At 39.5% G+C, this 14563-nt stretch carries 16 protein-coding genes; 12 read left to right on the top strand and 4 right to left on the bottom strand.

What is annotated here, in order from left to right:
* The first annotated feature begins 19 nt into the window (after positions 1 to 19).
* Both I2F89_RS05825 and deoD read left to right on the top strand, forming a co-directional pair.
* Positions 20 to 835 (top strand): purine-nucleoside phosphorylase, encoded by an 816-nt coding sequence (locus I2F89_RS05825; protein WP_195513766.1) that lies wholly within the window; start codon positions 20 to 22, stop codon positions 833 to 835.
* 23 nt (positions 836 to 858) lie between these two features.
* Positions 859 to 1566: a purine-nucleoside phosphorylase gene (gene deoD, locus I2F89_RS05830; RefSeq protein ID WP_019723069.1), complete on the top strand. Its 708-nt coding sequence runs from the start codon at positions 859 to 861 to the stop codon at positions 1564 to 1566.
* Positions 1567 to 1946: 380 nt separating this feature from the next.
* On the opposite strand, the gene I2F89_RS05835 is transcribed toward deoD, so the two are convergent.
* A complete protein-coding gene (locus I2F89_RS05835) occupies positions 1947 to 2804 on the bottom strand; it encodes a carbohydrate binding domain-containing protein (RefSeq protein WP_195513768.1) in 858 nt (285 codons plus the stop codon).
* A gap of 523 nt (positions 2805 to 3327) precedes the next feature.
* Here I2F89_RS05835 and I2F89_RS05840 point away from each other — a divergent pair.
* Positions 3328 to 3633, top strand: coding sequence for a CPBP family intramembrane glutamic endopeptidase (locus I2F89_RS05840; protein ID WP_195513770.1), 306 nt, complete (start codon positions 3328 to 3330; stop codon positions 3631 to 3633).
* A gap of 469 nt (positions 3634 to 4102) precedes the next feature.
* Here the strand turns inward: I2F89_RS05840 and I2F89_RS05845 are convergent, their stop codons facing one another.
* The 3 genes from I2F89_RS05845 to rpiA form a co-directional block, all read right to left on the bottom strand.
* A complete protein-coding gene (locus I2F89_RS05845; protein WP_010734478.1) occupies positions 4103 to 4789 on the bottom strand; it encodes a 2,3-diphosphoglycerate-dependent phosphoglycerate mutase in 687 nt (228 codons plus the stop codon).
* A gap of 275 nt (positions 4790 to 5064) precedes the next feature.
* Entirely contained in the window at positions 5065 to 5649 is a 585-nt protein-coding gene (locus tag I2F89_RS05850; RefSeq protein WP_019723066.1) for a recombinase family protein, read from the bottom strand.
* A 111-nt stretch (positions 5650 to 5760) separates the two neighbouring features.
* Positions 5761 to 6444, bottom strand: coding sequence for a ribose-5-phosphate isomerase RpiA (rpiA, locus tag I2F89_RS05855; protein WP_010734476.1), 684 nt, complete (start codon positions 6442 to 6444; stop codon positions 5761 to 5763).
* Positions 6445 to 6750: 306 nt separating this feature from the next.
* On the opposite strand from rpiA, the gene rpsL reads away from it, so the two are divergent.
* From rpsL to rplB, 9 genes are all read left to right on the top strand, one after another.
* Positions 6751 to 7164, top strand: a complete 414-nt coding sequence (gene rpsL / locus I2F89_RS05860) for a 30S ribosomal protein S12 (RefSeq protein ID WP_010734475.1) — start codon at positions 6751 to 6753, stop codon at positions 7162 to 7164.
* A gap of 91 nt (positions 7165 to 7255) precedes the next feature.
* Positions 7256 to 7726 carry a 30S ribosomal protein S7 gene (gene rpsG / locus I2F89_RS05865; RefSeq protein WP_010734474.1) on the top strand — a complete coding sequence of 157 codons (471 nt, stop codon included), beginning with the start codon at positions 7256 to 7258 and terminating at the stop codon, positions 7724 to 7726.
* A 78-nt stretch (positions 7727 to 7804) separates the two neighbouring features.
* Positions 7805 to 9889, top strand: coding sequence for an elongation factor G (gene fusA / locus I2F89_RS05870; protein WP_010734473.1), 2085 nt, complete (start codon positions 7805 to 7807; stop codon positions 9887 to 9889).
* 172 nt (positions 9890 to 10061) lie between these two features.
* Positions 10062 to 11249, top strand: coding sequence for an elongation factor Tu (gene tuf / locus I2F89_RS05875; protein WP_010734472.1), 1188 nt, complete (start codon positions 10062 to 10064; stop codon positions 11247 to 11249).
* Between the two features lie 495 nt (positions 11250 to 11744).
* Positions 11745 to 12053 carry a 30S ribosomal protein S10 gene (gene rpsJ, locus I2F89_RS05880; RefSeq protein WP_010734471.1) on the top strand — a complete coding sequence of 103 codons (309 nt, stop codon included), beginning with the start codon at positions 11745 to 11747 and terminating at the stop codon, positions 12051 to 12053.
* Between the two features lie 31 nt (positions 12054 to 12084).
* Positions 12085 to 12714, top strand: coding sequence for a 50S ribosomal protein L3 (gene rplC, locus I2F89_RS05885; RefSeq protein ID WP_010734470.1), 630 nt, complete (start codon positions 12085 to 12087; stop codon positions 12712 to 12714).
* A gap of 27 nt (positions 12715 to 12741) precedes the next feature.
* Positions 12742 to 13365, top strand: a complete 624-nt coding sequence (rplD, locus tag I2F89_RS05890; RefSeq protein WP_010734469.1) for a 50S ribosomal protein L4 — start codon at positions 12742 to 12744, stop codon at positions 13363 to 13365.
* Entirely contained in the window at positions 13365 to 13655 is a 291-nt protein-coding gene (rplW, locus tag I2F89_RS05895) for a 50S ribosomal protein L23 (protein WP_002290449.1), read from the top strand. The genes rplD and rplW overlap by 1 nt, the downstream gene beginning before the upstream one ends.
* Before the next feature lie 38 nt (positions 13656 to 13693).
* Positions 13694 to 14524: a 50S ribosomal protein L2 gene (gene rplB, locus I2F89_RS05900; protein WP_010734468.1), complete on the top strand. Its 831-nt coding sequence runs from the start codon at positions 13694 to 13696 to the stop codon at positions 14522 to 14524.
* Positions 14525 to 14563 lie beyond the last annotated feature (39 nt).

Genomic DNA, 14563 nt, shown 5'->3' on the forward strand with positions numbered 1-14563 from the left:
TATATATAGGAGAAAAACAATGAAATTAAATGAGAAGTTACAAGAGACGACTGCGTTTATCAAAAGCAAAGGTGTCGGAACGATCGATTTTGGCATGATCTTAGGTTCAGGTTTAGGTGAATTAGCAGAGGAGATTGAAGAAGCAATCGTGATTCCTTATGATAAGATTCCGTTCTTTCCAACTTCGACAGTCGTTGGACATGCAGGTCAACTTGTTTACGGAACGCTTTCAGGCAAAAAAGTATTGGCGATGCAAGGACGTTTCCATTTTTATGAAGGTCATTCGATGCAAACAGTCACTTATCCTGTACGAGTGATGGCTTCGTTAGGCGCGCATTCAGTTGTTGTGACCAATGCGTGTGGTGGCGTGAATGAATCATTTGCACCAGGTGATTTGATGCTGATCACGGATCATATCAACTTTACAGGTCAAAATCCATTGATTGGACCTAATGATGAAGAAATGGGTCCTCGTTTCCCTGATATGAGTGAAGCTTACACAAAAGCGTATCGTGAAATGGCAAAAGCAGCAGCGACATCATTAGACGTAGAATTAAAAGAAGGCGTGTATATGGGCTATTCTGGTCCAACTTATGAAACACCCGCTGAGATTCGTATGTCTCGCGTGATGGGAGCAGATGCAGTGGGCATGTCGACTGTACCAGAAGTCATTGTTGCAGCTCATAGCGGGTTGAAGGTCTTAGGAATTTCTTGTATCACCAACTTGGCTGCTGGTATGCAAGCAAACTTGAATCACGAAGAAGTCGTTGAAACAACTGAGAGAGTCAAACAAACATTTAAATCATTGATCAAAGAAACACTTTCTTTACTATAAAAAATTGATTGAGAGGTCTGGAAATGAGTGTTCATATTGAAGCAAAACCAGGAGAGATCGCAGACAAGATTTTACTTCCTGGCGATCCACTAAGAGCGAAGTATATTGCAGAAACTTTTTTAGAGAATCCCGTTTGCTATAACCAAGTACGCGGTATGCTTGGTTATACTGGAACGTATAAAGGCGAAAGAGTCTCTGTTCAAGGAACAGGAATGGGTATGCCTTCAGCGATGATCTATGCGCATGAGTTGGTCAATTCCTATGACGTAAAAAAATTGATTCGTGTTGGCACGTGCGGTGCCTTGTCAAAAGACGTACACGTTCGCGACTTGGTGTTAGCACAAGGAGCTGCGACTAGTTCTTCCATGATTGAGAAGGATTTCAACGCCTTCCACTTTCCACCAATCTGTGATTTTGACTTGTTGTTAAAAGCATACGAAGTAGCGAAAGAAAAGGGTTTTACTACACACGTCGGCAATGTACTATCAGAAGATTCTTTCTACAAAGACGATTTGACAGAAACATTCAAGTTAGCAGAACTTGGTGTGATGGGCGTGGAAATGGAAGCTGCTGCGTTGTATTATCTAGGTGCAAAATACCACGTGCAAACACTAGCGATCATGACGGTCAGTGACCATCTGATCACCGGTGAAGAAACAACTGCCAGCGAACGTCAGACAACATTCAATGACATGATTGAAGTAGGATTGGAAACGGCGATTCAAGGATAAAGTAATAATTAAACAGCAAGAAAGTGTGACTGCCTAAACTTCTATTAATAGAAAATTGGCAGTCACATTTTTTCGCAGAAACTGTCTCACATAACCTGAAATCAATGGCAACCGTTGTCTCAGTTACTTCGAGAGTCCTTCTAAAGTCAACCATTTGAATGTCTAAAATGTGAATCGACATTCCTTCCGTTGCAGACGAATGGCACAATCTTAACCAAATAAAAAAGAACAGAAAGAAGCGAGTTACGCTCTTTCTGTTCCGAACTAGGCACCAACAGGATGTGACAAATGAGTCATATCCTGTTGGTGGCTTCGTCTAGATGAATACCTTAATCATTTATTTGCTCACGTAATATGGTATGATTTATGGTCATTTATGATTAAAACAAATCTGCTCCAATAGTATATGATTCTAACAATACTCGTCCTGGTAAATGTTGTCCTGGGTGTCCAGGTACTCTATGAACTTGGATGACTTGACCTGCAGTACCAGCAATGGTTTGTCGTATTTGGATGTTGCCATCAATGAATCTTCTAGAGGAATAGTAATTGATTCCATTATGTGTCTCAAAAAGATATCTTCCATCAACAGTTACGACTAGTCTTTCTCGGCTGTTGAAACGGTCCTCATCTAAAGTTAAGTAGGCAAATGCCAGATGGCCTTCTCTCCCTACAGATAACAAGCTTGTTTCTGTTACGCCTGTTTCCACTTGGATATTGTCATATTTCGCCCAACCAGTCCATGTAGAGGCGAAGCGCACAAGGTATGTATTTTCAGCGTCTGGAGTCGTAAAGGTAAGTTTGCCACGTTCCCAGTCCTCATTATTATGTTCAACGCGCTCTAATACATCGAAACCGATACCATGATTCATGATCCCTAATTCAACACGTCCTGGTGCTGATTCGCTTGCTGCAACATCATAACTGAATGTATACGTTGTATTTGGTTTTAGAGTGACATACTGATGAACGTTTTCACCATTTGTTGCTAATGCAAAGTTATTACCATTAACTGTTTGAAGTGTGGGATTATTTGAATCTGGATCACTAACGATCCAACGATCAAACCCGTCATTAAAGTCACCATTATGGATATATAATTGTTGCTCAATGGCCTGTTTGCTTGTACTAACGATGTCAGTTGTTGATAGACTTGTTGCGAATGTCGAAACTGGCCCTCCTAGACTTAAAACTACCATTCCTGCTGCCATCATTTTCTTGAAATTGTTTGTAATCATCTTGTATCTCCTCACTATATATATTTTTTTATTTTGTATTTTCTATGTAAGATTCAAATACGATCATCTCTTTGTATCTTACAAATTAATCATAACCGAGAAAATAGCGACTGTGTAAACGCTTTTTTCTCGATAACGTTGATTATTAGAAAAAAATGATAAAATAAAAAGAGTTATAAGGTTGATTTTTATCTAAATTTCATTTATTAGTAACATAAGAAAAGATGGAGAGTTGTGGTGATAGCTCATACAAATGAAAACTTCCTCTTAGAAATAGGATACAAGAATGAGAGGTAAATAATCTTCTACAAAAGCTGTTCACTCCACATATGAACGATTGTCTGGCTGATTCTTCAATGGACATTAGGTTAAAGGGCATTGAAATGGAAGCAGTATTGTGATGCTGTCTAGATATAAACTACAAAGTACAAACATTAGCGATCATAACTGTCAGTGGAAAAAAGTGGAATATTCTTACATAGTAAGTGAATAAATTAAAGGAGAAAGATGAGAAGGCCACAAAATGATGGTGTTGTTATTTTCTGTCATAGTGATTGCCCCAATAAGAGAAGAATTAGTTTACCGTTACCTATTTTTGAGTATAACTGATTCTAATTGGTTAAAATTAGTGTATGGGCTGGTTTCAACAGGATTCTTTTTCTATGGGCATAGCTTTACATATGGCGGAAATCTATTAGCAATGGTTCAAGTTCTATTTTTGACTTTAGCTACAACCTATCTATACGTGAAAACCAACAATATATTACCTGCCATGATGTTACATAGCTTATATAATCTATTTGTTCTCTCGCTATCTATTGCTCAATAAAAAGCCCAACCTAGAAAGAATAGCTAGGCTGGACTGTTAGTAAAATGTCTTACATAACGAATAAGGTATACAGAACTAATTGGAGTCTACTATATTTTGTCTCCTTGCCACGCTTTATCTTATAATAGTAATAGTTGTATGGTGCGAAGAGATAAACTACCACTATTAAAATCGTTCCTAAGATCATAGCTTTTGAAAAAGGAGTTGCTCAGAATTTGTCCATTGTTCATGCGCAATTGGTATGACAGGGAATAAACTAAACGTTCTTTTTTCTCTCCATGCTACGCCTTCCCTCTTAATTTATTCAAACAGTACTTACTATTATAATCATTAGTTATTATGTAAATTGATGTCACTCGCATTAGATAGCTAAGACTGCCATCTATCCAATATCTAAAAAAAACAGCCCCTTCATCTCTTACAATAATAGGAGGTGAGGGGGGCTGTCATACTTATAATAGATTATCTATTATAAGTAGTATTTTTTGATGACAGTCAAGTCGTCGTTTAATTCATAAACAAGTGGTTGACCTGTTGGGATTTCAAGATCCATGATGTCTTCATCAGAGATTCCTTCGATGTGTTTTGCTAATGCACGTAAAGAGTTACCATGTGCAGCAACTAAGACAGTTTTGTTGTCTAACAAAGCTGGTGCAATTTCGTCTTGCCAGAATGGCAATGCGCGTTCTAAAGTAACTTTCAAGTTTTCTCCACCAGGTACGTCGCGTTTGTCTAACATTGCATAACGACGATCGTTTGCTGCTGAACCTTCATCAGTTGCTTCCATTAATGGAGGAAGAGTGTCATATGAACGACGCCAGATGTGAACTTGTTCGTCACCGTATTTTTCTGCTGTTTCTTTTTTATTTAATCCTTGTAATTTACCATAATGACGTTCGTTCAAGCGCCATGATTTGATTTGTGGTACCCAAAGTTGATCTGAGTATTCTAAAATCAAGTTACAAGTTTTGATGGCACGAGTTAATACAGAAGTATAAGCAACATCAAATTCGATTCCAGCTTCTTTGATTTTACGTCCGCCTTCTTTTGCTTCTTCGATTCCTTCTGGTGCTAGGTTTACATCTGCCCAACCAGTAAATTGGTTCAATGCATTCCATTCGCTAAGACCGTGACGAGAAAAAACTAATTTTGGCATGTTTAACTCTCCTTTAAAATAAGTGTTATTTCTGAAAATTTCAGTTCTGCCTTATTGTACAATGTTTTTCATAAGATTTCCATTGTAAAATGAAAGCTGTTTGTTTAAAAGACCACAGACGAACTAAAAAAAGGCTGTAAACAAGCGTTATTACAGAGCTTTCACTCAAAAAACTTGTTTGACAACCTTTTTATCTATTAAGTAAAATAATTTCTGTTTGTTAAGTGTGGGTTCTTTCGATCAATTATTGAAATCAACGGGTTTATACTTGCTAATTAATTGAATAATTGCTGAAGCTCTTTTTCAGGTAGGTTGATATATTTGTAGCAAGTACCGACTGAAACCCCACATTTTGAAGAAATAAATTGGATCGTTTCTTTCTTTTCATAGTAGAGCCGACGAATTTTTTTGATTGTTTTGGCATCGATTTTTGGTCGTCCGCCGATTTTTCCTTTTTTGCGTGCTTCATCTAATCCGATCAGCGTGCGTTCTTTGATCAATGCACACTCCATCTCAGCTAATCCTTCCATTAATTGGAAGTAGACCGTCCCCATAGGTTCGCGAGTATCGATTTTTTCTGTGATGCTGACTAGATGTAACCCACGGTCTTTAAATAATTTCGTGAATTCTGTTAGTTGTCTTGTCGATTTTCCTAGATGATGAAGCTGGCAAATCACTAATGTATCGCCTTGCTCCATTTTTTCGATGACTTTTTCTAAACAAATGGCGTCAGATAAACTGTCTTTTTGACCATACGTTTCGTGAAAAATTTCGTGACAACCAAAATCAGAGAGTTTTTGCATTTGAGCCGTCAAATCGACATCATTGATAGTTGTACGTGCATAACCGATAATCTTCATGGTGATTCCTTTCTAGCAAAGTTTTCTAAGTGTTTGAGACAAGTAAAAATGTAGCATAAAGTAACTGAAAAAGATAGTTTTTTTAGGCATTTTCAACGAATCTCTTTCGCATTATTTTTGAAAGGGAGTATCGAGTACAGACACGCCATTTTCAGAGGCAACGACAACCTTTGAAACCATATTTAAAAACAAGCCGTGTTCGACGACGCCGACTAATTGATCCAAATAAGTCGCTAATTTTTCAGGATCTTCGATTCGTTCTAAATGAAGGTCAATAATATAATGCCCGCTATCTGTTACGACGGTCTCCCCAGTTTCTGTTTGACGTAATACAGGCTGATAGTTTTTTTCTTTAAAAAGACGCATCAGTTGTTGAGAACCATAAGGGATGACTTCGACAGGGAGTGGAAAGCGCCCAAGTTGATCCACCATTTTTGATCCATCAACGATCCAGATCGTTTGTTTTGAATAAGATGCAACGATCTTTTCAAATAAAAGAGCAGCACCGCCACCTTTGATTCCCTGAAAATCGGCACTGATTTCATCGGCACCATCGATCGTCAAATCGACGACTGGGACTTCATCAATACTTTTCAAAGGGATACCTAAGCTTTCTGCTTGTGCTTTTGTACCGCTAGAAGTAGTGACACCAGTGATTTTCAATCCTTCTTCTCGCATGCGTCGGCCAATTTCTTCTACCATATAATAGGCAGTAGAACCAGTTCCAAGTCCAACGATCATGCCATCTTCAACAAATTCTGCAGCTTTAATGCCTACTAATTGCTTTAAGTTCATTTCTATCCCTCCAGCATTTTTATAGCTCTGTAACTGCTATTTTATCTTGATTTAATCGAAAAAGATAGGGAGCATAACACAATTTTTATAGGATCGAAAAAAATGTATATGTTTGGTTGACATTCTTTTTTATCCGTGATATTCTAACCAAGGTGCTTTATCTACAGGTCTCTGTTAAGAGACGTGCTGACTGTTTATCAAAGCATATTTGATAAAGATGCATAACTGCATTTATTTTTTATCGCAAAAAAAGAACCACCTGGATGTGTGGAACTAGATGTGAATCGTGGGAAGGAGGAACTAGGAATGCCTACAATTAACCAATTAGTACGTAAACCTCGTAAATCAAAGGTGGAAAAATCTAATTCACCTGCTTTGAACAAAGGATATAATAGCTTTAAGAAAACTCAAACAAACGTGAACTCTCCTCAAAAACGTGGGGTAGCTACACGTGTGGGAACAATGACACCTAAAAAACCGAACTCAGCTTTACGTAAATATGCTCGTGTTCGTTTGTCAAACTTAATTGAAGTTACTGCTTATATCCCAGGGATTGGTCACAATTTACAAGAGCATAGCGTGGTACTATTACGCGGTGGACGTGTAAAAGACTTACCAGGGGTACGTTATCATATCGTTCGTGGTGCACTAGATACTGCTGGTGTGAACGACCGTAAACAAAGCCGTTCTAAATACGGTACGAAAAGACCTAAAGCTTAATTTTAATTATTTACTACAAATGAAAATCGAACCTACTATATAATAGTCGTTCGATCAACTATGAAGAATATTTCGGAAGGAGGAGTTACGGATGCCACGTAAAGGTCCTGTTGCAAAACGTGATGTTTTACCAGATCCTATTTATAACTCAAAATTAGTAACTCGCTTGATCAACCGTGTAATGGTTGATGGAAAACGCGGTGTTGCTGCTAATATTATCTATAATGCCTTTGATTTGATCAAAGAATCTACAGGTAACGATCCATTAGAAGTGTTTGAACAAGCAATGAACAATGTTATGCCTGTTCTTGAAGTTAAAGCACGTCGTGTTGGGGGTTCAAACTATCAAGTACCAGTTGAAGTTCGCCCTGAACGTCGTACGACTTTAGCGCTACGTTGGGTAGTTAACTACGCTCGCTTGCGCGGTGAACACACAATGGAAGAACGCTTAGCGAAAGAAATCATGGACGCTGCAAACAATACTGGAGCTTCTGTTAAAAAACGCGAAGACACACACAAAATGGCAGACGCGAACCGCGCATTTGCTCATTATCGTTGGTAAGATCCTCTCTGTCTGTCGGCTAACCCCACAGCAGAAAGTCAATTTACAATCGATTTAAACAAAGAGAGGAGTAAGAAAATGGCAAGAGAATTTTCGCTAGAAAAAACTCGTAATATTGGTATCATGGCTCACGTTGATGCAGGTAAAACTACAACAACAGAGCGTATCTTGTACTATACTGGTAAAATCCATAAAATCGGTGAAACTCACGAAGGAGCTTCACAGATGGACTGGATGGAACAAGAACAAGAACGTGGTATCACGATTACATCTGCTGCCACTACTGCGCAGTGGAAAGGTTACCGCGTAAATATCATCGATACACCAGGACACGTAGACTTCACAATCGAAGTTCAACGTTCTCTACGTGTATTGGATGGTGCTGTAACTGTACTTGATGCACAATCAGGTGTTGAACCTCAAACTGAAACTGTTTGGCGTCAAGCAACTGAGTACCGAGTACCTCGTATCGTATTCTGTAACAAAATGGATAAAATCGGTGCAGACTTCTTATACTCAGTAAAATCATTGCACGATCGCTTACAAGCGAACGCGCATCCAATCCAATTGCCAATCGGTTCTGAAGATAACTTCACAGGTATCATTGACTTGGTAACGATGAAAGCAGAGATCTACACAAACGATCTAGGCACAGACATCCAAGAAACTGAAATCCCTGAAGAATATGCAGAACAAGCACAAGAATGGCGTGAAAAATTAGTCGAAGCTGTTGCTGAAACAGACGAAGAACTAATGATGAAATATCTTGAAGGTGAAGAAATCACTCAAGAAGAATTGATTGCCGGTATCCGCCGTGCAACAATCAACGTTGAGTTCTTCCCTGTGTTAGCTGGTTCAGCATTCAAGAATAAAGGGGTCCAATTGATGTTGGATGCTGTTCTTGATTACTTGCCATCACCACTAGATATCGAAGCAATCAAAGGTATTGACTCAAAAACAGACGAAGAAACAACTCGTCCTGCAGATGACGAAGCTCCTTTTGCTTCATTAGCATTTAAAGTAATGACTGACCCATTCGTAGGTCGTCTAACTTTCTTCCGTGTCTACTCTGGTGTCCTTGAAAGTGGTTCATACGTATTGAACGCATCAAAAGGCAAAAAAGAGCGTATCGGTCGTATTCTACAAATGCACGCAAACACACGTCAAGAAATCGACAAAGTGTATTCAGGTGATATCGCCGCTGCTGTTGGATTGAAAGATACTACAACAGGGGACACATTGTGTGCGTTAGATGCACCAGTTATCCTTGAATCAATCGAATTCCCAGAACCAGTTATCCAAGTCGCTGTTGAGCCTAAATCAAAAGCTGACCAAGATAAAATGGGTGTTGCGTTGCAAAAACTTGCAGAAGAAGATCCTTCATTCCGTGTTGAAACAAACGTTGAAACAGGTGAAACAGTTATCTCAGGTATGGGTGAGTTGCACTTGGACGTATTAGTAGACCGTATGAAACGCGAATTTAAAGTTGAAGCAAACGTTGGTGCGCCTCAAGTTTCTTACCGCGAAACATTCCGTGAAGCAACAAAAGCGGAAGGTAAATTCGTACGTCAGTCTGGTGGTAAAGGTCAATACGGTCACGTATGGGTTGAATTTACACCAAACGAAGAAGGAAAAGGCTTCGAATTCGAAAACGCAATCGTTGGTGGTGTGGTTCCACGTGAATACATCCCAGCAGTTGAAAAAGGATTAGAAGAATCAATGAATAACGGTGTTCTTGCTGGATACCCATTAGTGGATATCAAAGCAAAACTTTACGATGGTTCATACCATGACGTCGATTCAAATGAAACAGCGTTCCGTGTTGCTGCATCAATGGCTCTAAGAGCTGCTGCAAAACACGCACGTCCTGTGATCCTTGAACCAATGATGAAAGTTACGATTACTGTACCAGAAGATTACTTAGGTGATATCATGGGACACGTAACAAGCCGACGCGGACGTGTTGAAGGAATGGAAGCACACGGTAATTCACAAATCGTTAATGCAATCGTTCCATTGGCAGAAATGTTCGGATACGCGACTACATTGCGTTCAGCAACTCAAGGTCGTGGTACATTCATGATGGTATTTGACCACTACGAAGACGTACCGAAATCTGTTCAAGAAGAAATCATTAAGAAAAACGGCGGAAAAGCTGAATAATTTCTTAAAGCAAGGTAGTCTCGTGAAGAGATTTATCTAGAGACTGTATTTTTTATGCAGTTTCGTGTAAAATAACTTTTGATGATACGGGCATGTGATCGGCAATTTTGTCTATCACATACCTATCAGACAAATAAAAATTAAACTGTAATTTTAGGGAGGATATTTTAAAATGGCAAAAGAAAAATTTGACCGTTCGAAACCACACGTTAACATTGGTACTATCGGACACGTTGACCATGGTAAAACAACTTTAACAGCTGCAATCACAACTGTACTATCTAAGAAAAACGGCGGCCAAGCAATGGCTTACGATCAAATCGATGGTGCTCCTGAAGAACGCGAACGCGGAATCACTATTTCAACAGCTCACGTTGAGTACGAAACTGACGCACGTCACTATGCTCACGTTGACTGCCCAGGACACGCGGACTACGTTAAAAACATGATCACTGGTGCTGCTCAAATGGACGGAGCAATCTTAGTTGTTTCTGCTGCTGACGGCCCTATGCCTCAAACTCGTGAACACATCCTATTATCTCGTCAAGTTGGTGTACCATACATCGTTGTATTCTTGAACAAAGTAGATATGGTTGATGACGAAGAATTACTTGAATTAGTTGAAATGGAAGTTCGTGACCTATTAACAGAATACGAATTCCCTGGTGACGATGTTCCTGTAATCGCTGGTTCAGCTTTAAGAGCTTTAGAAGGCGACGCTTCATACGAAGAAAAAATTCTTGAATTGATGGCTGCAGTTGACGAATATATCCCAACTCCAGAACGTGATAACGACAAACCATTCATGATGCCAGTTGAGGACGTATTCTCAATCACTGGTCGTGGTACTGTTGCTACAGGACGTGTTGAACGTGGACAAGTTCGTGTTGGTGACGTTATCGATATCGTTGGTATCGCAGAAGAAACAGCTCAAACAACTGTAACTGGTGTTGAAATGTTCCGTAAATTATTAGACTACGCTGAAGCAGGCGATAACATTGGTGCGTTACTACGTGGTGTTTCACGTGAAGACATCCAACGTGGTCAAGTTTTAGCTAAACCAGGTACAATCACACCTCATACAAAATTCTCTGCAGAAGTATACGTGTTGACTAAAGAAGAAGGTGGACGTCATACTCCATTCTTCACTAACTACCGTCCACAATTCTACTTCCGTACGACTGACGTAACTGGTGTTGTTGAATTACCAGAAGGAACTGAAATGGTTATGCCTGGCGACAACGTAACAATGGAAGTTGAATTAATCCACCCAATCGCTATCGAAAATGGTACTAAATTCTCAATCCGTGAAGGCGGACGTACAGTTGGTGCCGGTGTCGTTACAGAAATCAAAGCTTAATTCATTTTAAGCCTAACAAAGTAACATTTATTCGGACGTTGAAGTTCGAGGTAAGGATCTTGATCCTTTGCCTCGAACTTTTTTTATTTGAGCAAACGATTCGTTAGGAGAGAGGCTATGAAATAGGGGAATATCCAAAAATATTCTTAATATGTAGTGAATTTTCTTTTTTATCTAAATAGGTGAATGAAAATCGGAAGGAAAACAACAAATCCTCCTATAAATAGAGAAGGATTTCTCGTTTTTTAGCTAAATGAAAACTTATGAAAATAAATTGTTTTTTACAGCAAAAAAACCTTGCGTTGTGAATTTAGATATATTATAATGACAAAGGTGCGTTTACCTTAGGTGAATGGCACAGACGAAATCAAAATGATTTTGTCGGCTAAGAAACGAGAGGTTGCGACACGCCCGGACGCTTTGCCACGAACGAGCGTGACGGAAATTTTCGTGGAGCTATGTCTACTTTTCAAAATAGGCGAAGGAGGGAACAAGATGGCAAAACAAAAAATTCGTATCCGTTTAAAAGCGTATGAACACCGTATTTTAGATCAATCAGCGGATAAAATCGTGGAAACTGCAAAAAGAACTGGAGCTGGCGTTTCTGGTCCAATTCCATTACCAACTGAACGCAGTCTTTACACAGTTATTCGTGCGACTCACAAATACAAAGATTCACGCGAACAATTCGAAATGCGTACACACAAACGTCTTATCGACATTGTGAACCCAACACCAAAAACAGTTGATGCTTTAATGAAGCTTGACTTACCATCAGGTGTTAACATCGAAATCAAACTATAAAAACTAAACTAATAATAATGGAGGTGTACTCATGACCAAAGGAATCTTAGGGAAAAAAGTGGGAATGACACAAATCTTCACTGAATCTGGCGAATTAATTCCAGTTACTGTTGTAGAAGCTACGCCAAACGTAGTACTACAAGTAAAAACAATGGAAACTGATGGCTACGAAGCTATTCAAGTTGGTTACCAAGACAAACGTGAAGTTTTATCAAACAAACCTGCGAAAGGTCATGTTGCAAAAGCAAACACGGCTCCTAAGCGCTTCATTCGTGAATTCAAAAATGTTGAGCTAGGAGAATATGAAGTAGGAAAAGAAATTACAGTTGATGTTTTCCAAGCAGGAGACATTATTGATGTAACAGGTACTACGAAAGGTAAAGGATTCCAAGGGGTTATCAAACGTCACGGCCAAAGCCGCGGACCAATGGCTCACGGTTCTCGCTACCATCGTCGTCCTGGGTCAATGGGTCCAGTTGCACCTAACCGTGTATTCAAAAACAAACGTCTTGCTGGCCGTATGGGTGGCAACCGCGTAACTATCCAAAACTTGGAAGTTGTACGTGTAGATGCTGAAAGAAACGTAATCTTGATCAAAGGTAACGTTCCTGGAGCGAAAAAATCATTAATCACTATCAAATCAGCTGTGAAAGCTAAATAATAGTAGGAAGAAAGGAGGAACTAAGGAATGCCGAATGTAGCATTATTCAAACAAGATGGAAGCCAAAACGGTGAAATCACTCTTAACGAAGAAATCTTCGGAATTGAACCAAATGAAAGTGTTGTTTACGACGCAATCGTTATGCAACGCGCATCATTAAGACAAGGAACACATGCGGTTAAAAACCGTAGCGCTGTTCGAGGCGGTGGCCGTAAACCATGGCGTCAAAAAGGAACTGGTCGTGCTCGTCAAGGATCAATCCGTTCACCGCAATGGCGTGGAGGTGGCGTAGTCTTCGGACCAACACCACGTTCTTACAGCTACAAACTTCCTAAAAAAGTTCGTCGTTTAGCAATGAAATCTGTATTGTCAGAAAAAGTTGCTGAAAACAACTTGGTAGCAATCGAAGGATTAAGCTTTGATGCACCAAAAACAAAAGAATTCAAAGAAGTTCTTGCTAAATTATCTATTGACTCTAAAGTATTGGTTGTACTAGAACCTGGTAACGACTTTGCAGCTTTATCTGCACGTAACTTATCAAACGTTTCTGTAGTAACTTCTGACAACGTTAGCGTTCTAGATGTTGTATCAAATACAAAAGTTTTAGCAACACAAACTGCTCTTACTCAAATTGAGGAGGTGCTTGCATAATGAACTTACTAGACGTAATCAAACGCCCAGTGATCACTGAGAAATCAATGCTTGCCATGGATGACAAGAAATATACTTTCGAAGTAGACACTCGCGCAAACAAAACTTTAGTAAAACAAGCGGTTGAAGCTGCTTTTGACGTGAAAGTCAAAAACGTGAACATCGTGAACGTACGTGCGAAATTCAAACGTATGGGCAAATATGCAGGATATACAAAAAAACGTCGCAAAGCGATCGTTACATTGACTGAAGATTCAAAAGAAATCCAATTATTCGAAGCTGCTGAATAAGCAACACTCGATAACTGATTAAATTAGGAGGGGAAAACGTGGCGATTAAAAAGTACAAACCTACCACAAATGGCCGTCGTAACATGACAGGTTCTGATTTTGCTGAAATCACAACATCAACACCTGAAAAAACATTGTTACAGCCATTGAAAAACCATGCTGGACGTAATAACAACGGCCGCATCACTGTACGTCATCAAGGTGGCGGACACAAACGCCAATACCGCGTGATCGATTTCAAACGTAACAAAGACAACGTTGTTGCTACTGTTCAAACGATCGAATATGATCCAAACCGTTCAGCTAACATCGCGTTAGTACATTATGAAGATGGAGTGAAAGCTTACATCTTAGCACCAAAAGGACTACAAGTTGGAATGAAACTTGTTTCAGGTCCTGAAGCAGATATCAAAGTCGGAAATGCTCTTCCTTTAGAAAACATTCCAGTTGGTACTGTGATCCACAATATTGAAATGAAACCTGGTAAAGGTGGACAATTGATCCGTTCTGCTGGTACAAGTGCTCAAGTACTTGGTAAAGAAGGCAAATACGTATTGATCCGCTTGAACTCTGGTGAAGTTCGCATGATCTTAGCTGCATGCCGTGCAACAATCGGTTCTGTAGGTAACGAACAACACGAACTTATCAATATTGGTAAAGCTGGCCGCTCTCGTTGGATGCGTAAACGCCCAACTGTACGTGGTAGCGTAATGAACCCTAACGATCACCCACACGGTGGTGGTGAAGGTAAAGCTCCAATCGGACGTAAAGCTCCAGTTTCTCCTTGGGGTCAACCAGCTCTTGGTTACAAAACTCGTAACAAGAAAGCTAAATCAGACAAACTTATCGTTCGTCGTAAAAATAAATAATTACTTTGACCATGTGTCGCACATTTTGAGAGGAGGTTC

The organism is Enterococcus sp. 1001283B150225_161107_E12 (assembly GCF_015556925.1).
Classification (GTDB): domain Bacteria; phylum Bacillota; class Bacilli; order Lactobacillales; family Enterococcaceae; genus Enterococcus_B; species Enterococcus_B mundtii.